This is a genomic window from Bacillus sp. EB106-07-01-XG149, from assembly GCF_058791555.1.
In genome coordinates, this window is the sequence record NZ_JBYTDP010000002.1 from 1,043,696 (window position 1) to 1,060,293 (window position 16,598).

Genomic DNA, 16,598 nt, shown 5'->3' on the forward strand with positions numbered 1-16,598 from the left:
TATTTCTCACAAACCAATCAATAAAACGGTTACATTTTCATTTATACTAAATGTACAGGTAATACTCCCTAAACCCAGCTTGTCTGGTTACCCCGTTAAATACTATAAAAAAAGAACTTGTATCGTTATACAAGTTCTTTTTGTTTGTTCTATTTAAAAAGTATATCTTTACTATACTGCTTTCCAGCAAGTAAATCATATTGGATCATTTTATATTGCTCTAACATTTCTTTTTGTTTCTTTGTTAAATCTGTTATCTCTTCACCATCTTTATTAACCTTTAACTCATCTTTAAGGACTGGTATTTCTTTATGCATTTCCGATAAAAATTGATAAAACGGTGATTTATTTATCCCTGCATAATCAAAAACAAGATTAGAAAAATAAATCGGACTTACTAAACCTAAATTGTCATTTGGCAAATCGAAATTTGCGTACATTAACAATGGTGTTTCTGACATAGCTAATCTTTCATTCAGAGTTTCTTCATTCTCTATATATCCAGCTTCTTCATAGATAGCTTTATTTACCCCTAATATTGGTAAGTGATCTCCAAAGAAAACCAATATAGTAGGTCTTTCTAGCTCTTGAATTTGTTCTACTAAATATTTTAGAGCCTCATCAGAACGACGTACACCCTCAGTATATGTTTCTAATTCTGCCTTCGATCCCTCATCTGTTAAGCCGCTAATTTCTATTTGCTTTTCTTCAAATCGTCCTGGATTGAATGGAAAATGATTTTGCATCGTAACTGCATGAATAAACGTAGGTTGCTGTCTCTTATTCAATTCCTCTATTATTTCTTTACTAATAGATACATCGCCAATATAATCCCCATCTACCTCTATGTTGTTCATTGTATCTTCTGCGTTGAAATTATCAATTCCTAAAACATTATATACATCATCCCGCTTATAAAATGATCTTCCATAAGCATGAATTGCATTCGTATAATATCCATGTTTTTTCAATTCACTTGCGATAGACGGAATTTCTCTCTGCCCTGTCACCGCTTGTTGATATGGTATAGAACCTTGCTTTAAAAAGCTCATTGAATAGCTCGTTAACGCTTCAAATTCTGTATTCGCTGTGTTTCCCCCGAATACAGGAGCTACTGTTTGTCCACCTGGATAATTCTCAATATAGTGATGTAAATTCGGCACCGGATCTTCGCTAAATGAAAGATTCATTAGCTTTGTTGGATCCCAAAAAGCTTCACTCATGAAAAATATAATATTTGGCTTCTCGCTCTTCTCTTTTTTTCCTACATCGTTTCCATATTGTTTCTTTATATTATTTGAAATTTGTAGCATAGTTTCTTTTGAATATTCTTCTGGCTTCTCAATGACAGTTGTGTCCAAGTTACTGACAAATCCTAAAACAAAACCATTATCAGTATAGTTTACATTTTGATTCCAAGCCACGAAGGTTACCCCATACTTTTGCAATACATTACTCATAAATGTATTAGGATAATTACTATATGCATACACCATAAACGTAGAGCCACATATTAAAATAATTCTCGTAATTATTTTAGGCTTTATAACTGGAATATACTTTCGTATATACATAATTAAATATACAAGCAGAGTAATCCCGAATATCCCCAAAAATATAGTCCACCAACTAAAATAGTCCATAACCATTGGTATAACGGACTGCATTTGAGTAATCTGTGTGAAATCAGACGGATAGAATGGATCTCCTCTAAAAATAAGTTTAAAATGGTTCACAATCCCAAAAACAATTAGCACCAAACTTGTTATCGTGACGCTCAAAAATATTTGCCCAAGCAAACTGTACACAAAAACATATATCATATAAATAAATAATAAGCTTAATATATACTGTCCGTATCGCTCATAAACCCAGTTATTAACTAATACAAGGCTCATATTTTCCTGTATCATGATATACATCCAATTCATTGTATGAGCGATTAAAAATAATACGACATGAACTCGAATAGCCGGCCTAAGCTTATGACTAATACCTTTATTTAAATGAATGGTGTATAGTAGTACACCCCACAAAATAATAATGAGTATACTTAGCTGTATTGTTCCATTGAAAAATCCTTTAGTTCTCTCGAATTCGAAAGATCTTAACAAAACAAAAAACAGTGTTTCTAAACAAATCGCCCACATTCCACTAAGAATGATAGAAATTAATAGGTTCTTCCTCGACTCCTGAGGAGAAAAACTAAGATAAAATTCATCTCTTCTTCGTTGTCGTGTTAAAAAATCAAAACGCAATTTATTCCCTCTTTCCTTTACCCCTTCGTCTCGCATCCACAAACATATTGTCCTATACAAAATACCATATTTGTATGCAGCTAGTCTCCCTATGTGCTTGTAATATACACATGTATCCTTAATTTCCCCTTAAAAATACAGTGAAACTTTAATAAGTCCGAATCATTCAAGATTGAACGGGATAAAACTTCTTCGCTCTATATTCTAACAGCATAAATGAACTATGCTTCACAAAATTATTACCATAAAAAAAGAACCTACCAACACTGACAGGTTCTCCTTCAGTCTAACAGACATGAGCATATGTATTATATAAGAGAATACATCCATACTTTCCATATAATACACACAAGTACGATAACTACAAAATCAAAAAGATCTAATCTTGGGCCCTTCTTCATATTCATCTCTAGCCACATATGAATCCATTTTCTTTTTGTATATTTTTGAATGTTTTTCTTTGCAAATCGATAAACGAGTACTTGCATAATAAAAAATCCGACTACGAAAATGAACAAGAAAATGAGAAAATCGACCACAAAATTCCTCCCTATTTTTGCAGCGATTTTTCTACTATTTGATTTCTCAAAACCCACTCTTCAAATTGAGCACTTCCAAATTCCCAACTAAGATCACGAGCATGTACAGAAAAAACGTAATGACCAGCATATTCGTCCATAAATCTACCTGTCTCGATCTCATCTTTCTGAAGACCATATGCCCCAAAATTAAAATACACATCCCACACGTCTTCATTCCTCCGCTTATAAGCAATCGATTCCATATCACATTCTGTTCCGAAATAATCAAGATGTAAATGTACGCTATCATCATATTCGTAATCCATTTTATCACCCCTTATATTTGTACTTCTTTATCACCAAAAAAATTCCTGCTATCCACACTCACATATGGGCACTTACCTACATATCATGCTTGTAGAGTGACTTCTAGGAGGTGTCATATAGTGAAAAAATTAATAGCTGTTTTTTGCATCATGTTACTAGCTGTTTTCACATTTGCTGCTTGCAGTAGTAAAAAGGAAGGTACGAAAGAACAAACGCAAAACATTCGCATCGGCGAAGTTACCCATTCTCTCTTCTACGCCCCGTTATATGTCGGGATTGAAAAAGGATTTTTTAAAGATGAAGGATTAAATATTGACCTCCAAACAACAGCTGGCGGAGATAAAACGATGACCGCCCTATTATCTGGCGGAATTGATATTGCTCTCGTCGGTTCTGAAACGTCTATTTACGTTCATCAACAAGGTGCAAAAGACCCTGTCATTAACTTCGCACAACTTACACAAACAGACGGAACATTTTTAGTTTCGCGTAAAAAATTAGACACTTTTAATTGGAATGATGTAAAAGGTGTTACGTTTTTAGGACAGCGTAAAGGCGGCATGCCGCAAATGGTTGGAGAATACGTTTTAAAGAAAAATGGCATTGATCCTCACAAAGATACAAACTTAATTCAAAACATCGAATTTGCTAACATTGCAAGTGCCTTTGCATCTGGTACTGGGGAATTTGTACAGCTCTTTGAACCGACTGCAAGTATATTTGAAAAAGAAGGAAAAGGATTTATCGTCGCTTCGTTCGGAAATGAATCTGGAACTGTTCCGTATACAACGTTCATGGCAAAAGAAAGCTTCTTAAAGAAAGATAAAGATGCTGCTGAAAAGTTCACACGCGCGCTCTATAAATCACAACAATGGGTTGATACACATAGTCCAGAAGAGATTGCTCATGCCGTTTCTCCGTTATTTAAAGACACTTCAAAGGACATTACAGTAAAAGTAATTGAACGTTATAAAAAACAACATTCTTATGCGACAAATCCGCTATTAGATGCTGAAGAATGGAAACAGCTCCAAACGATTATGAAAGAAGCTGGCGAATTACAAAAAGAAGTTCCACATGAAGCGCTCGTCAATACAAAAATTGCCGAAAGCGTTATTAAGAAATAGAGGCGAAGTGTATGAGTTTTTTACAAATACGTAACGTTTCTCACTGCTTTTTCGCAAAAGAGAATGCTAAATTGATTCTCGAAGACATGAGTTTACAAGTGGAAGAAGGCGAATTTATTTCTATACTCGGTCCAAGTGGTTGCGGCAAAACAACACTCCTCTCCATTATTGCCGGGTTACTTGATCCTATTGAAGGTATCGTCTTTTTAGATGGTGAGCCCATTACAACGAAAACTGCATCTATGGGATATATGTTGCAGCAAGATTACTTGTTTCCTTGGAAAACAATCGAAGAAAACATCATGCTTGGGCTTCATACGCGAAAGATTTACGATGAACAGACGAAAGAACACACTTTAAAGCTTTTAAAACAAGTCGGTCTACATGATGTAGAAGAGCAATACCCTCGTGAACTGTCCGGCGGTATGCGTCAACGTGCCGCTCTCGTTCGGACGTTAGCGACCGATCCGAAAATTTTATTGCTAGATGAACCTTTTTCCGCTCTCGATTATCAAACGAAGTTGAAACTAGAAGATCTCGTCTTCACATTATTACGTAACTATAAAAAAACATCACTACTCGTGACACATGATATTGAAGAAGCCATTGCGATGAGTGATCGTATTTATTTACTACAAGCGAACCCTGGAAAAATCGCAAAAACATTTATCGTCCCAGAAAGCATCCGTTCCTTATCACCGTTAGAATCACGCCACCACCATGACTTCCCAAACCTCTTCCAAGATATATGGAAGGAGCTGGAGCGCCTTGGATAACATAAAGCAACTGCATGAACAGTTTCGGAAGAAAGAACGTAGGCGCGCATGGTTAGCACGCTCACTGCAGCTTTTACTACTCATTCTTTTCTTTGCACTATGGGAAATAGCTAGCAAAAAAGAGTGGATTGATCCTTTACTCTTTAGCTCTCCTTCAAGCATTTGGGATCTCTTCCTTAGTAAATGGATTGACGGTTCGCTGTGGGTTCACATATGGACGACATTACTTGAAACAGGAGTAGGCTTCATTCTTGGAACAGTGCTCGGCGCTATTATCGCTACTTTTCTTTGGTGGATGCCACTTCTCGCTCGCGTGCTCGACCCCTATCTCGTCGTCCTAAACGCCATGCCAAAAGTGGCACTTGGACCCATTATTATTGTAATCTTCGGTCCAAATATTTCTTCGTCGATTGCAATGGGGGTAATCATTTCCATCATCATTACCATTCTCGTTATTTACAGCGCATTTCAAGAAGTCGATTCTAACTATATAAAAGTGATGGACACATTTGGCGCGAATAAATGGCAATGTTATAAGCAAGTCGTTCTCCCTGCATCCTTCCCAGCAATTATTTCAACGTTAAAAGTGAACGTTGGTTTATCATGGGTCGGTGTTATATTCGGCGAACTTCTCGTCTCTAAACAAGGTCTTGGCTACTTAATTAGCTACGGATTCCAAGTGTTTAATTTCACGCTCGTCTTACTGAGCGTACTACTCACCTGCGTCCTCGCAACACTTATGTATGTGTTTGTTGAGGCATTTGAAAAACTTTTAATTGGAAAACGAAAAAGAAGCTGACTTAGGACGATAGACTATAGTCAGCTTCTTTCTTTACCTTTTATCACACATCTTTGTTTCATTTGTAACGTTTCCATCCGCAACCGTAACTGTATGGAAACAATCTTTCACACGTACTGTAACGACATTTTCTTTTCGATCTATTACATGATAATCATCATACTTTTTATTTAATGCACTACGAATTTGCTCTCCTTCAAAAATCGGAAAACCGTGAGACATTACCCAAATGAGACCAGCAACCGCAAGAATCGTTTTCATACGTTCCATTACCTCCTTGAGAGTAAACTTATAGTCCCTACAATATGCGCATTATAATTGTGTCTAATTTGTGACATTTTTATACTAATTCTCTTTTAAAGCTTCAGTTCCTTCTTCTTTTTTAAAAAAAGACAGAATTTTCAAATTTATCAACATAAAAAACGCAAAGAACTAAAATTCTTTACGTTTTCTTGGCTAAAATATATACCTTTCATTATTGTCCGCTTTGTTGTTCTATCGTTTTTGAGATATCATCTAATCCCGACAACACTTCCGCTCTCATTTTTACAAGCTCAGGGAACTGATAGAAGAACGCAATTTTTTTATACTTTAACTCCGATCCTTCTTTCACCTTTTTTGAATCTTGCAAAATAAATGCTGTAAACGTATCTGCAATATCTTCCGCTACATTTGTCGTTCCATACTGTGATACAAACTCCTCATGCTTTTCTTTAAAAAATTCAATTTGAGTTTCTTCACTTTCTTCCACTTTCTTTTCTGTCCACTCCTGCTCAATGTCCTTCCAGAAAGAGTTATAAAATTGATAAATATAAGATTTTCCCTTCGCACATCCCTCTTGTAAGAAAAGTGTTTCACAGTTATTTCGGTACGTTGAAATATCTTTATCTTCTTCAAAATCCTTTACATACTTTTCATCTACTGGTATTTGCTTATGCCCGAGCGTCAACACGTGAGCCGTCTCATGAATTAATGTTTTCATCACTTCATCGATATTTACCGCAGAATCAAGCGTATCTAAGCTAAAAATCCAATCTTTCGGATTCTCCATACTAGGCATAACGTGGGCAACAACGCCATCATAACCGTCCGTTATTAAATCAAATTCTGTTATATTCCCGCGATATTTAGCTGGAATGAGAGTACGGTACATATCCCATAAGTCCTCATGATACCCTCTATCTTGACGCTGTTGTAGCACCTCTTCTTTCGCTTCTTTATCTTCAGCGAATACTTTATTTAAACGTTTTCGTTCTATTTTTTCAAAATAAGGATCTACAATTTCATCACCATCAATATAATAAGAAGCTAAAAAGAAATAATTTTCGTCATCCTCTTTTTTCTGCTCTGCCCATTTCATATCCGCATTTTCATGCTCTTCTATATCATAATCTTCTACTGCTTCAAGCTCAGATAATCCATCTATTTTTTCATATACTTTTTGAAGTTTATTATCTCCTATTTCCACGCATTCTTCTTCTGTTTTACAAACTTCTTTTTCCTTCACACTCTTCATAGAACTATCGCATCCTGCTATTAAACCAATTGCGACGATACCCCCTACTAACTTGCCATACAGTTCCTTCATATAAACCTCCGTCGTTCCATTCTACAAAAATATCATAATCATTTTTTAACGAATATGCGATAATTAATTATACAAACTGTAAGGAGGTTTCCCATGATTCGAGCAGTCTTATTCGACTTAGATGGAACACTATTAGATCGGCGCCAATCTCTAGAACAATTTATTCATGATCAATATAATCGCTTTGCCTCTCACTTAATGAACATAGAAAAATCAGAGTATTATTCTCGATTTCTTGAGCTAGATAATAATGGCTATACGTGGAAGGATAAAGTATATGCTACTCTCCTTTGCGAATACAACATTACCACTTTAACACCAGAGCAACTGCTGCACGACTACATTACAAACTTTCAACATCATTGTATTCCTTTCCAAAATATGCATGAATTACTTCAGCGTTTAACAGAACAAAATATTAAAATTGGGATTATTACAAATGGCTTTACTGACTTTCAAATGAATAATCTTCGCTCACTAAACATACATACGTATACAAATACAATTCTCGTTTCAGAAGCGGAAGGAATTAAAAAACCACATCCTGAAATTTTCGAACGAGCTTTGCAAAAGCTAGACGTTAAGGCCGCAGAGTGTCTTTACGTTGGAGATCATCCAGAAAACGATGTGCTTGGTTCTGAACGAGTAGGAATTCTTGGTGTGTGGAAGAGAGATTTGTTTTGGGGTGACTTTGAACATCCACGCACGGTGAACGCTTTGTTAGAGGTGCTTTCGTTTGTAGAGGTAAAGATGAAAACAATATGATAGTAAATAAATTACATCGGCAATTATTTTAACATATCAATTTTGCAATATTAATAGCAGGCTAATAGCGGAAGAAGACTGTTCAAAAATAACCTTTTAAAACAGCCTTCTTTCGTTATTTATAAATCAACTATAATTTTTCGAATTGGATTTATTTAACTTTTTATATTAAAATGTTTAAGTAAAACATTATAAAGATATCCTTATATACAACAGGAGTGATTTTATGGTTAAAATCGGAAATAGAATAGAAAAAACAAATCCTTCCTCATCTAAAGAAATTATTCAAAAACCAAGTGCATCATTTACTACTGAAAAGCCTAAATATTCTTTCGATGACATTATACTTAATGAAAAAACAAAAGAGGAACTTTTAAATGTATTATCTTATCAAAAGAATAGCGAAGTTGTTTTTGAAGAATGGGGACTTAATAATACCCATAAATTTTCAAAAAAAATTGGGATTAATTTATATGGTGATCCTGGCACAGGAAAAACTATGGCTGCTCACGCAATTGCACATAAGCTTCAACGTGACTTAATGGTAGTAAACTATGCTGATATTGAATCAAAGTACGTTGGAGAAACTGCAAAAAACTTAGTACATATTTTTCAAGTTGCTAAGGAAACAAATAGCATTTTATTTTTCGACGAAGCTGATGCAATGCTAAGTAGACGTGTTACCAATATGTCTAACTCTACTGATGTAAGTGTAAACCAAACTCGTTCTGTTTTACTCATGTTACTAAACGATCATCAAGATATTATTTTATTTGCAACAAACTTTATCTCTAATTTTGACCCTGCATTTATGAGAAGAATTTTAGCTCATATACACTTTTCATTACCTGATGCAGAACAAAGAGAAAATCTATGGCGAAAATTAATCCCTCGCGAACTTCCGCAAAGTCTCGATTTAACTGAAATGGCAACTGAATACCCAGGAGTCACTGGAAGCGATATATCTAACGCTATTTTAAATGCAGCATTTGCTGCAGCTAGAAAAAATGAATCTCATGTCTCTGATAAATACTTTAAAGACTCTATATCAAACATATTAAAAAGTAAAAGGCATAATCATCAACAAAATATTAAAACTACCGATCGGATTGTTGATGAAAAATATGTAAAAACACAATTACAAAAATAACAGGAGGATTTAATATGATTTTAACTTCACTCATAGTCGGCGCCGGAATTTTAATAGGTGGTAGTTTATTAGCTAGATATTGGAATAGTGTAGTTGATTGGTTAAAACGAGCTATTTCTAAAGTACAAGAAATGATGCAAACGGTCATTTACGGTACAAAAGTTTTCATCAAAAAAATGTATGAAGCTATGCAAGAAATTTCAAAACACTACACTCGTGACCAACAAGGGCAATGGCATGAAACTGTTGTAACTCGTGAAGTATCAGAATACGATGTGCCACCCGAAATTTTAGCAAAAGCTAATAAAACTTCTCAAGAAACTGATATAACTCATGAATTAGAATTACAATTAAATTAACATAATTGAGGAAGGAAAATAAAAATCATGAAAAAAATAGGAGATTTTAAAAAATTCATATCATTTTTAGAAGATACGGAAGAGTTCATAAAAGTATTTAAACAGTTTCTTCCATCGCCAAAAATGCAATATAACTTAAATGAAATCGCTGAACTATACTCAAAAAGTACAGAAGAAATTATAAAAAAAATAGAAGTAAAAGAAGAATTAACATTTGCAGGTGGCATTTTCAAAATAACTTACACGTCTTCTAAAGAATTTAAAGTATCAATGGAAGGTTACTTTCAAGATTCGGCCAAAAAATGGGTAAAGAAAGAGACCAATAATTTACTTCCAACATCAAATTTAACAGAAAGCGCCTTAAAAGAATTACAGGATGCTAAAGAAGTATCCTATGAAATCTCTAATTCAGCTGAATAAGGTGGGATTACATATGGTCATTATATTGTATATATTAGGCGCTCTCTTTTGTTTAGGTATTATACTTGTATTACTGCGCTTTATAGGACAACTATTATTAGTTGCTATAGGAATGGCCCTTATAATAGGGGTAGGATTTTTAATTGTTGCCTTTTTCCCTTGGTCCTTAATTATACTAGCTATACTTTTCACCCTCGGTTACTTTATGGATAAATCTATTGATAAAAAAGTAAAATCATACTTTTATCAATACGAAATGGGAACTTATACAGACATTGTAAACTTCATCGATAGTAAGGATAGTGCAAATCAAGTACAAGACAAATTAAATGATCTTGTTCAAAAAGGGGTAATAGAACGTTTAGAGTTTAATCAAAATCAAATTGCTTATCGCTGTTTAGAAAAAAGAACTTATCCCAAAGGAGTTATTACTCACCATATTTCTTTAGACTAATATATAAACATCCACTTCAAGAGAGGGGCCTAATTCAGGGTCCCTCTCTTGTTTACCTTATTCATTAAATAATTTCATTCTATAACCTTCCTCGATAAATGATACAACGAAATCTACTTCAAAAAAAAACAGCCACATAAGTTCTTTTTTAATAAAAATATAATGTCCCTCAAATATCTTAGAAAATTAATCAAAATCAACCTCAATAAAAAAGAAACCGGCCACTTTACTTCGTAAAACAGCCGATTTCTTCTATATGTTTCATCGTGCGCGCCAATACATCGTCACGCATTATAAAGCTAAATTTTCTATCCGTTTTAATATTGTCAGGAATGTCTGTTAATAAAACAGATCCTTTCGTTTCTTCGTAATGCGTATGTTCTTCTACCGCACTAATTGTTGCAAAATAAATGTTTTTAATGATTATTTTGTCTTTTCCAGATACTTTATATTGTCCTAAGTAAGTTAAATCAGAAACTATGCCGCCAGTTTCTTCATGAACCTCTCGAACTGCCGCTTCTTCCGGTGTTTCCCCTAGTTCTACTTTACCACCTGGAAATTCAAGACCGCGACGTAAATGATGCGTTAATAACCATTGATCCCCGTACCGGCATACAACCCAAACATGCTTTGGCTCAGGAGAAAATGGATAACGTTCAAACGATAATTGTACAGTGTTGTGGTAATAATCTTTAAATTTGTACATGCCATTACTCCCCTATTGATGGTTACAAGTTTTTCCTACCACAAATTGTAGCATATTCTCGCTTTTCTGCATAATATTATCCAATTACAATCCATTGATTATTCCCATTTGCGCGACTAATTCTTTCGTCTCATGATTACCTAAATCGTAAATCATTTTATATGCTTTTTGTAGTTGTTCATCATATCGGTCATTATTCGAATCGTAATGATACTCAACAAATGGAACGTGAGAACGTACAAATGAACCTAAATCCTCTACATATGCTTGATCGAAGTACTCTCTTAATTCCGTAATTTCCTCATCACTTGCGGAAATCTCAAAATTATACGTATCCGCCGTCTTCACTTGTGAAATTTGACCATTTCCTATTGATATATAATATGTTTTTTTCTGCTCCATGTAACACCCTTCTTTCATCCTTTTAATTTCTATTGTTTTCATCAATTACAAAATTATGTAAAATAAAGAAAAGGAGGGATTACATGTTCAAAATATTAATTATCGGTATTATAATCGTCCTAGTCATACTAGTACTCTCCGTCATGACGATTAATAAAGGCTACGCTTATAAACATTCTGTTGATAAACCAGAAGATAACCCTTATACAAAAAACAGCAAGAAGAATTCATAATACACTTCATATACTACTTATTTTAACCCACATCATATTCAGCATTCGTTTACTGTCAGGTCAACATAACTTTCTACCACTTTCACAATCTCTATTAGGAGTTTTACTGCTTCTTATTACCATTGAACAAATAAGGAAAAAGGATTCAGGAACTAGATTTATTTGTATTGTTGCAGGTGCTTTCATTTAGATTGTTCTCATCATTACCTACATAAACTAGAAGGAGGGCTTTTATGTTAAAAGGCGTTCGAATTACTTTTGCACTTATCGCCTTATCTATAGCAATCTATGGATTTATTAGTGGTAACAGAGACATTATGCCTTACATGTTCATTTTCTTAGGGGCTATGGCTTTCACTATAGGTTTAGAGGAAATAAAAAAACAGAAACAATCTAGCAGCATACTTGCTTTCATGGCTGGAGCTGGTGCTTTACTGCTTGGCTTCTCAGAGATATTCCGGTAAATCATCTATTTAAAAGGTGGAGATTTGTATGCTAAAAACATTACGAATTGTATCGGCTCTTATCGTCATCGTTCTCGCTCTATCCGTAATATTTACAAACGCACTTGTTACAATGCCTTATATGCTCATCGCCTTATCTGTTATGACCTTCATCATGAGCGCAGAAGAAAAATAGAAACAAAAGAAAGTACATAGTACACTCTCCTTCCTTGCTGGCGTATTCACTTTAATCGTTGCTATTATAATTTTTGTCTCTCAATAACTATCTTTCCACTAGGAGGTTAAAATGCATATAAGAAAATTACAGCTAACCATCGTTTTTATTACTTTGATCTTATGTTTATACAGCACATTTACAATGAACTTTCAAACCTTTTCACCTATCATTTTGTTCCTCTTTAGTTTATATGGCATTTTAGTAGGAATTGAGACGATTCAAAAACAACAAAAACAAATTGGAGCTATTAGCATCGGTTTAAGTCTTTTTACGATTGTTTTTATTATTCCATTTATAATGTTCTTTTAAAGGAGGATTATATGTTTAAAAACATTCGAATTATAATAGCTACTATCGCACTTATTCTCGCCCTATTTAGCTTCTTCGCAAACCTCTCTATGCTTTTACCATACGTTTTTATCCTTTTGAGTATTATGTTTATCCTTTTTGGAATCGATGAAATAAAAGAGCGACAAAAAGCAAAAGCATTTGTTTATTTTCTCGGTTCTGCCTTTATTTTATATGTTGGGGTGTCTAGTATACTTTCATAAAAAAGAAGAGCATGTTTTGCTCTTCTTTAACTCACCATTTTCAACCCAATAATCGTCCCCATAATTCCAACGATACAAATAATCCGAAAAGCATTTTTCGGCTCTTGAAAAAATAAAATACCGACAACTGCTGCCCCGAGCGTCCCAATTCCAGTCCAAACTGCATATGCAATTGATAACTGAATTTCTTGGAGCGCCATCGTTAAAAATTGAAAACTAATAATAAATCCACCTATTAAAATAATATTATTCGTCCAATTATTATCTTTTGCTACTTTCTTTATCCCAATTACACCGACAATTTCAAAAAGCCCAGCTATAATTAAATACATCCACGCCATTTTATTTCACCTCTTCCTTGTCGCCACTAAATTTCAATCCGATAATAAATAGTGCTAAAAAACAAACAAGGAAAATTTTAATAAACGAAAATGGCTCTTTAAAATATAAAATATCTACTACTATCGTTCCCACTGTCCCAATTCCAGTAAATACTGCATATGCCGTTCCAATTGGGATTCTTTTAGTTGCTTCAATTAATAGATGAAAACTAACTAAAATTGCAATAAGTGTCAAAATGCTCATCGAATTTGTTTTTAATCCTGTTGCCCAATATATTTCGATTAAGCCTCCAAATACTAAATACAGCCACGCCCTATTTGTACTAATCTCCTTTTTCTTTTCCACTCCTTCTTTTACCTCTTGTCGTGTTTCTTGCTTTAGCGAACTACGTTTCTTTTTCGGAAAAAAGATATACGACATCGCCCATATAAAATGAATAATGAGCACCGATGTCCAAACACTGATAATGGTATTAACAGTTTCATTTTTATAAAAGCCTATTTGTTTATTCAAAATCCATTCTTTCATATGAAGAATATAAGATCCACTTGGTAACTCTTGAGCTGGTACAAGCCCTATTAGAAAAATAAATAAAAGCTGCGCAAGAATGAAAATGCCCACATGTTTATAAAAGTATTGCCGCTCTAATCGTGCGTGCCCCTTTCCATATAGCTTCTCTTTTTGCATAGCTGTCATTTATCTTCCTCCTTTTTCAAATAATAATCTACCATTTCATCTATATATTTCATTGTTTCCGAATCAAGTCCATATACTTTTGCAATCTCCCCCTCTTCAGGTCTAATTAATTCCCAATACTTATTTATTAATTGTTCATCTTCTTGAAATATATGCATGGAAAAAGTCACTACTTTTTCCGCCAATTGTTGAACTTCTGGTGAATCTACTGGTTCATTTATACGCTCGCGAATTTCTCTTAATACTTGCAGCCACTCTTTCGTTCTTTTATCGTTTTCTTCAAATGTTGGTAAGCCCTGAATAATCTGCTGCTCTTCCTCATTAAAATATCTTTTCCAAAATTTCTCCCTCTGATCAATTCCCTGTACTGATTTTATAAATAACATTAAATCTTCTGTTCTAAGCTCTCCTGTTAATTCAATGGAATGAAATGCTGTATATAGTAGCTTTTCTAAATCCTGTAATCTTTTTACTTCCCCTTGTATTGTTTGAATTTCATTTTGAATCGCATTTTTCCATCTTCCTTCTTCTGAAATCCCCTTTTCTTCTTTTAATACTTCTTTTATTTCTGAAAGCTTAAAACCAAGCTTTTTAAAAGTTGTGATTTGCTGCAATGTAATTACATCATCTTTTGAATAGTAACGATATCCTGAATCAGCAACATAAGACGGTCTTAACAATCCAATTTCCTCATAATATCTAAGTGTTCTCGTCGTTACATTCGTTTCTTTTGAAATTTCGCCAATGCTATACTTATCCATCATTTCCTCCCTTTACTTACTTTATTTATCCCTACTATAAACTTTGACGTATACGTTAAAGTCAATACTCTTCATAACATATATTTCTACAAATAAAAAAACTGCCCTTTCACAGGCAGTTTTTCTTTCTATCCAAATACTTTCTCAAGTTCATCTTTATCTTGGCTTAACCAGAAGTTCATTAAGCGTTGTGCTCCTTCTAAGTCGTGAAGCTTCGCTTGGCCACATTGTGTTTCATTTGCAGCTGGAATTTCTGTAATTTGAACCGCATCTTTTAATGTTAGTTCTAATAAATCAATAATTTCTCGAACTGTTGGTGTTCCGCTTACTACAAGATAATATCCTGTTTGGCAGCCCATTGGTGAAATATCGATAATATCAAAATGCGGATAACGATCAATATATTTACGTAAATTGAATGCTAATAAATGTTCTAACGTATGAATAACATCTGGTTTCATTGCTTGTTTATTCGGTTGGCAAAAACGAATATCGAATTTATTTACAATACCGTCACTACCTACGTTGTGAACTCCGCAATGTCTTACATAAGGCGCCTTTACAATCGTATGATCTAATTCAAAGCTTTCTACTGATGGCATACAACATCTCTCCCGCTTTTAATTTAATTCCGTTATATCCAATATGATATAACGGAAATCAACATTAGTAAAGTATTATGTACAGTCGTGCTATAATACTTTAAGACTATGCTGAAAAGGAGACCATTATGAAACAGATTTTTATTGGGATTATACGCTTTTATCAAAAATTCATTTCTCCAATGACACCACCAACATGCCGCTTTTATCCAACTTGTTCTCATTACGGATTAGAAGCATTTCAAAAACATGGTGCTCTGAAAGGATTTTGGCTTACATGCAAGCGTATATTAAAATGTCACCCTTTCCACCCGGGAGGATTTGATCCTGTCCCAGATAAAAAGGATGACAAAGTAAATTCTTAATTATCGTAGCCATTCACAACTAAATCTAACTTTCCTGTATCAGGATCTATAACAAGACCGTGAACAGGTACTTCTTCAGGAAGTAACGGATGGTTGCGAAGTATTGATACGCTATGTTCTACACTTTCTTCTACACTAGAGAATCCTTGTAGGAATCTTTCTAAATCGATTCCAGAATAACGAAGTGTATCTAATTTCTCTTCTGTTATACCGCGCTCTTTCATCTTCTCAATTGTACTGCTTGCTTGAATTTTTGCCATACCACAATCATGGTGACCAACTACACAAACTTCATCAGCACCAAGCTCATATACAGCAACTAAAATACTACGCATAATACTTCCAAACGGATGTGAAATAACAGCGCCTGCTACTTTAATAATTTTCACATCACCGTTACGCATATTCATCGCTTTCGGTAATAATTCAACAAGACGAGTATCCATACAAGAGATAATTACCATCTTTTTGTTTGGAAATTTACCTGTTTCGTACTCTTCGTATTTTTTTTCTTCAACGAATTTTTCATTGTATTGTAAAATCTCTTCTAATGACTTCATAGTAAAGAACCCTCTTTTCTCTCATTTACATTACTTATATAGTGTACCAAAATTTAAAAAACTCAAAAAGGATATTGCTTTATAGTAAAAATAAGATATTTTCAGATAACCGACATAATTCTTTCAAAATATACACACACCTTTGTAACAAGTCC

The 16,598-nt window shown here is 34.1% G+C and carries 26 protein-coding genes and 1 pseudogene; 15 read left to right on the plus strand and 12 right to left on the minus strand.

Annotated elements, in window-relative coordinates; all coding sequences use genetic code 11:
- Positions 1 to 149: 149 nt before the first annotated feature.
- The 3 genes from AC3WTA_RS11575 to AC3WTA_RS11585 form a co-directional block, all read right to left on the minus strand.
- Positions 150 to 2,294 carry an LTA synthase family protein gene (locus AC3WTA_RS11575; protein WP_002096251.1) on the minus strand — a complete coding sequence of 715 codons (2,145 nt, stop codon included), beginning with the start codon at positions 2,292 to 2,294 and terminating at the stop codon, positions 150 to 152.
- A gap of 272 nt (positions 2,295 to 2,566) precedes the next feature.
- Complete coding sequence (locus AC3WTA_RS11580; RefSeq protein ID WP_000227436.1) at positions 2,567 to 2,797, minus strand: hypothetical protein; 231 nt, start codon at positions 2,795 to 2,797, stop codon at positions 2,567 to 2,569.
- A gap of 11 nt (positions 2,798 to 2,808) precedes the next feature.
- The gene (locus AC3WTA_RS11585) at positions 2,809 to 3,105 is read right to left on the minus strand and encodes a DUF3986 family protein (RefSeq protein WP_000384368.1); all 297 of its coding nucleotides are present in this window, start codon (positions 3,103 to 3,105) and stop codon (positions 2,809 to 2,811) included.
- 120 nt (positions 3,106 to 3,225) lie between these two features.
- On the opposite strand from AC3WTA_RS11585, the gene AC3WTA_RS11590 reads away from it, so the two are divergent.
- The 3 genes from AC3WTA_RS11590 to AC3WTA_RS11600 are packed head-to-tail and all read left to right on the plus strand — an operon-like array spanning position 3,226 to position 5,808.
- Positions 3,226 to 4,233: an ABC transporter substrate-binding protein gene (locus tag AC3WTA_RS11590; RefSeq protein ID WP_000733208.1), complete on the plus strand. Its 1,008-nt coding sequence runs from the start codon at positions 3,226 to 3,228 to the stop codon at positions 4,231 to 4,233.
- An 11-nt stretch (positions 4,234 to 4,244) separates the two neighbouring features.
- Entirely contained in the window at positions 4,245 to 5,009 is a 765-nt protein-coding gene (locus AC3WTA_RS11595) for an ABC transporter ATP-binding protein (RefSeq protein WP_000009039.1), read from the plus strand.
- Entirely contained in the window at positions 5,002 to 5,808 is an 807-nt protein-coding gene (locus AC3WTA_RS11600; protein WP_000368787.1) for an ABC transporter permease, read from the plus strand. The genes AC3WTA_RS11595 and AC3WTA_RS11600 overlap by 8 nt, the downstream gene beginning before the upstream one ends.
- A 33-nt stretch (positions 5,809 to 5,841) precedes the next feature.
- Here the strand turns inward: AC3WTA_RS11600 and AC3WTA_RS11605 are convergent, their stop codons facing one another.
- Together AC3WTA_RS11605 and AC3WTA_RS11610 are read right to left on the minus strand one after the other, a co-directional pair.
- The gene (locus AC3WTA_RS11605) at positions 5,842 to 6,069 is read right to left on the minus strand and encodes a hypothetical protein (protein ID WP_000849118.1); all 228 of its coding nucleotides are present in this window, start codon (positions 6,067 to 6,069) and stop codon (positions 5,842 to 5,844) included.
- 214 nt (positions 6,070 to 6,283) lie between these two features.
- Entirely contained in the window at positions 6,284 to 7,396 is a 1,113-nt protein-coding gene (locus AC3WTA_RS11610; protein WP_000661687.1) for a hypothetical protein, read from the minus strand.
- A gap of 93 nt (positions 7,397 to 7,489) precedes the next feature.
- Here AC3WTA_RS11610 and AC3WTA_RS11615 point away from each other — a divergent pair, with 93 nt between their 5' ends.
- The 5 genes from AC3WTA_RS11615 to AC3WTA_RS11635 all read left to right on the plus strand — a co-directional run bounded on the left by AC3WTA_RS11615 (position 7,490) and on the right by AC3WTA_RS11635 (position 10,544).
- Positions 7,490 to 8,161 (plus strand): HAD family hydrolase, encoded by a 672-nt coding sequence (locus tag AC3WTA_RS11615; protein ID WP_000617315.1) that lies wholly within the window; start codon positions 7,490 to 7,492, stop codon positions 8,159 to 8,161.
- A 226-nt stretch (positions 8,162 to 8,387) separates the two neighbouring features.
- Positions 8,388 to 9,311, plus strand: coding sequence for an ATP-binding protein (locus tag AC3WTA_RS11620; protein WP_000238739.1), 924 nt, complete (start codon positions 8,388 to 8,390; stop codon positions 9,309 to 9,311).
- A gap of 14 nt (positions 9,312 to 9,325) precedes the next feature.
- Complete coding sequence (locus AC3WTA_RS11625; RefSeq protein ID WP_000604190.1) at positions 9,326 to 9,670, plus strand: hypothetical protein; 345 nt, start codon at positions 9,326 to 9,328, stop codon at positions 9,668 to 9,670.
- A 27-nt stretch (positions 9,671 to 9,697) separates the two neighbouring features.
- A complete protein-coding gene (locus AC3WTA_RS11630) occupies positions 9,698 to 10,090 on the plus strand; it encodes a hypothetical protein (RefSeq protein WP_000719388.1) in 393 nt (130 codons plus the stop codon).
- A gap of 13 nt (positions 10,091 to 10,103) precedes the next feature.
- Entirely contained in the window at positions 10,104 to 10,544 is a 441-nt protein-coding gene (locus AC3WTA_RS11635; RefSeq protein ID WP_000234732.1) for a hypothetical protein, read from the plus strand.
- A gap of 226 nt (positions 10,545 to 10,770) precedes the next feature.
- Here AC3WTA_RS11635 and mutTA read toward each other — a convergent pair whose 3' ends face one another.
- Positions 10,771 to 11,250, minus strand: a complete 480-nt coding sequence (gene mutTA, locus AC3WTA_RS11640; protein ID WP_000276386.1) for an antimutator 8-oxo-(dGTP/GTP)ase — start codon at positions 11,248 to 11,250, stop codon at positions 10,771 to 10,773.
- Positions 11,251 to 11,334: 84 nt separating this feature from the next.
- A complete protein-coding gene (locus AC3WTA_RS11645; protein WP_492332886.1) occupies positions 11,335 to 11,652 on the minus strand; it encodes a hydrolase in 318 nt (105 codons plus the stop codon).
- An 83-nt stretch (positions 11,653 to 11,735) separates the two neighbouring features.
- Here AC3WTA_RS11645 and ytzI point away from each other — a divergent pair, with 83 nt between their 5' ends.
- The 6 genes and pseudogenes from ytzI (at position 11,736) to AC3WTA_RS11675 (ending at position 13,117) form a co-directional block, all read left to right on the plus strand.
- Complete coding sequence (ytzI, locus tag AC3WTA_RS11650) at positions 11,736 to 11,885, plus strand: YtzI protein (protein WP_000472802.1); 150 nt, start codon at positions 11,736 to 11,738, stop codon at positions 11,883 to 11,885.
- Entirely contained in the window at positions 11,878 to 12,075 is a 198-nt protein-coding gene (locus AC3WTA_RS11655; RefSeq protein WP_492332891.1) for a DUF3953 domain-containing protein, read from the plus strand. The genes ytzI and AC3WTA_RS11655 overlap by 8 nt, the downstream gene beginning before the upstream one ends.
- A 43-nt stretch (positions 12,076 to 12,118) precedes the next feature.
- Positions 12,119 to 12,349, plus strand: a complete 231-nt coding sequence (locus tag AC3WTA_RS11660) for a YczI family protein (protein ID WP_088064643.1) — start codon at positions 12,119 to 12,121, stop codon at positions 12,347 to 12,349.
- A gap of 28 nt (positions 12,350 to 12,377) precedes the next feature.
- Positions 12,378 to 12,611 (plus strand): annotated as a pseudogene (locus AC3WTA_RS11665) (DUF3953 domain-containing protein).
- Positions 12,612 to 12,635: 24 nt separating this feature from the next.
- On the plus strand, positions 12,636 to 12,875 hold the full coding sequence (locus AC3WTA_RS11670) for a hypothetical protein (RefSeq protein WP_000548100.1): 240 nt from the start codon (positions 12,636 to 12,638) through the stop codon (positions 12,873 to 12,875).
- A gap of 11 nt (positions 12,876 to 12,886) precedes the next feature.
- Positions 12,887 to 13,117: a YczI family protein gene (locus AC3WTA_RS11675; RefSeq protein ID WP_000475806.1), complete on the plus strand. Its 231-nt coding sequence runs from the start codon at positions 12,887 to 12,889 to the stop codon at positions 13,115 to 13,117.
- Between the two features lie 26 nt (positions 13,118 to 13,143).
- Here the strand turns inward: AC3WTA_RS11675 and AC3WTA_RS11680 are convergent, their stop codons facing one another.
- The 4 genes from AC3WTA_RS11680 to luxS form a co-directional block, all read right to left on the minus strand.
- Positions 13,144 to 13,458: a DMT family transporter gene (locus tag AC3WTA_RS11680; RefSeq protein ID WP_000312450.1), complete on the minus strand. Its 315-nt coding sequence runs from the start codon at positions 13,456 to 13,458 to the stop codon at positions 13,144 to 13,146.
- Between the two features lies 1 nt (position 13,459).
- On the minus strand, positions 13,460 to 14,155 hold the full coding sequence (locus AC3WTA_RS11685) for a DMT family transporter (protein WP_000126254.1): 696 nt from the start codon (positions 14,153 to 14,155) through the stop codon (positions 13,460 to 13,462).
- Positions 14,152 to 14,916 carry a MerR family transcriptional regulator gene (locus AC3WTA_RS11690; RefSeq protein WP_098076019.1) on the minus strand — a complete coding sequence of 255 codons (765 nt, stop codon included), beginning with the start codon at positions 14,914 to 14,916 and terminating at the stop codon, positions 14,152 to 14,154. Before AC3WTA_RS11690 ends, AC3WTA_RS11685 begins: the two co-directional genes overlap by 4 nt.
- Before the next feature lie 128 nt (positions 14,917 to 15,044).
- Positions 15,045 to 15,518, minus strand: coding sequence for an S-ribosylhomocysteine lyase LuxS (gene luxS / locus AC3WTA_RS11695; RefSeq protein ID WP_001141371.1), 474 nt, complete (start codon positions 15,516 to 15,518; stop codon positions 15,045 to 15,047).
- A 128-nt stretch (positions 15,519 to 15,646) separates the two neighbouring features.
- Between luxS and yidD the strand changes: the two genes are divergently transcribed.
- The gene (gene yidD, locus AC3WTA_RS11700) at positions 15,647 to 15,883 is read left to right on the plus strand and encodes a membrane protein insertion efficiency factor YidD (RefSeq protein ID WP_000809334.1); all 237 of its coding nucleotides are present in this window, start codon (positions 15,647 to 15,649) and stop codon (positions 15,881 to 15,883) included.
- On the opposite strand, the gene AC3WTA_RS11705 is transcribed toward yidD, so the two are convergent.
- Entirely contained in the window at positions 15,880 to 16,443 is a 564-nt protein-coding gene (locus AC3WTA_RS11705; protein WP_000838167.1) for a beta-class carbonic anhydrase, read from the minus strand. The two genes, yidD and AC3WTA_RS11705, sit on opposite strands and share 4 nt — an antisense overlap.
- Positions 16,444 to 16,598: the final 155 nt, after the last annotated feature.

Bases quoted from the DNA above. Each gene is read 5' to 3' on its own strand.
- AC3WTA_RS11630 (WP_000719388.1), top strand. From the start codon at position 9,698: ATGAAAAAAATAGGAGATTTTAAAAAATTCATATCATTTTTAGAAGAT.
- AC3WTA_RS11610 (WP_000661687.1), bottom strand. From the start codon at position 7,396: ATGAAGGAACTGTATGGCAAGTTAGTAGGGGGTATCGTCGCAATTGGT.
- AC3WTA_RS11685 (WP_000126254.1), bottom strand. From the start codon at position 14,155: ATGACAGCTATGCAAAAAGAGAAGCTATATGGAAAGGGGCACGCACGA.
- AC3WTA_RS11675 (WP_000475806.1), top strand. From the start codon at position 12,887: ATGTTTAAAAACATTCGAATTATAATAGCTACTATCGCACTTATTCTC.
- yidD (WP_000809334.1), top strand. From the start codon at position 15,647: ATGAAACAGATTTTTATTGGGATTATACGCTTTTATCAAAAATTCATT.
- AC3WTA_RS11595 (WP_000009039.1), top strand. From the start codon at position 4,245: ATGAGTTTTTTACAAATACGTAACGTTTCTCACTGCTTTTTCGCAAAA.
- AC3WTA_RS11585 (WP_000384368.1), bottom strand. From the start codon at position 3,105: ATGGATTACGAATATGATGATAGCGTACATTTACATCTTGATTATTTC.
- AC3WTA_RS11660 (WP_088064643.1), top strand. From the start codon at position 12,119: ATGTTAAAAGGCGTTCGAATTACTTTTGCACTTATCGCCTTATCTATA.
- AC3WTA_RS11645 (WP_492332886.1), bottom strand. From the start codon at position 11,652: ATGGAGCAGAAAAAAACATATTATATATCAATAGGAAATGGTCAAATT.
- AC3WTA_RS11680 (WP_000312450.1), bottom strand. From the start codon at position 13,458: ATGGCGTGGATGTATTTAATTATAGCTGGGCTTTTTGAAATTGTCGGT.
- AC3WTA_RS11635 (WP_000234732.1), top strand. From the start codon at position 10,104: ATGGTCATTATATTGTATATATTAGGCGCTCTCTTTTGTTTAGGTATT.
- AC3WTA_RS11615 (WP_000617315.1), top strand. From the start codon at position 7,490: ATGATTCGAGCAGTCTTATTCGACTTAGATGGAACACTATTAGATCGG.
- AC3WTA_RS11670 (WP_000548100.1), top strand. From the start codon at position 12,636: ATGCATATAAGAAAATTACAGCTAACCATCGTTTTTATTACTTTGATC.
- luxS (WP_001141371.1), bottom strand. From the start codon at position 15,518: ATGCCATCAGTAGAAAGCTTTGAATTAGATCATACGATTGTAAAGGCG.
- AC3WTA_RS11690 (WP_098076019.1), bottom strand. From the start codon at position 14,916: ATGGATAAGTATAGCATTGGCGAAATTTCAAAAGAAACGAATGTAACG.
- AC3WTA_RS11620 (WP_000238739.1), top strand. From the start codon at position 8,388: ATGGTTAAAATCGGAAATAGAATAGAAAAAACAAATCCTTCCTCATCT.
- AC3WTA_RS11625 (WP_000604190.1), top strand. From the start codon at position 9,326: ATGATTTTAACTTCACTCATAGTCGGCGCCGGAATTTTAATAGGTGGT.
- AC3WTA_RS11575 (WP_002096251.1), bottom strand. From the start codon at position 2,294: ATGCGAGACGAAGGGGTAAAGGAAAGAGGGAATAAATTGCGTTTTGAT.
- AC3WTA_RS11705 (WP_000838167.1), bottom strand. From the start codon at position 16,443: ATGAAGTCATTAGAAGAGATTTTACAATACAATGAAAAATTCGTTGAA.
- AC3WTA_RS11605 (WP_000849118.1), bottom strand. From the start codon at position 6,069: ATGAAAACGATTCTTGCGGTTGCTGGTCTCATTTGGGTAATGTCTCAC.
- ytzI (WP_000472802.1), top strand. From the start codon at position 11,736: ATGTTCAAAATATTAATTATCGGTATTATAATCGTCCTAGTCATACTA.
- mutTA (WP_000276386.1), bottom strand. From the start codon at position 11,250: ATGTACAAATTTAAAGATTATTACCACAACACTGTACAATTATCGTTT.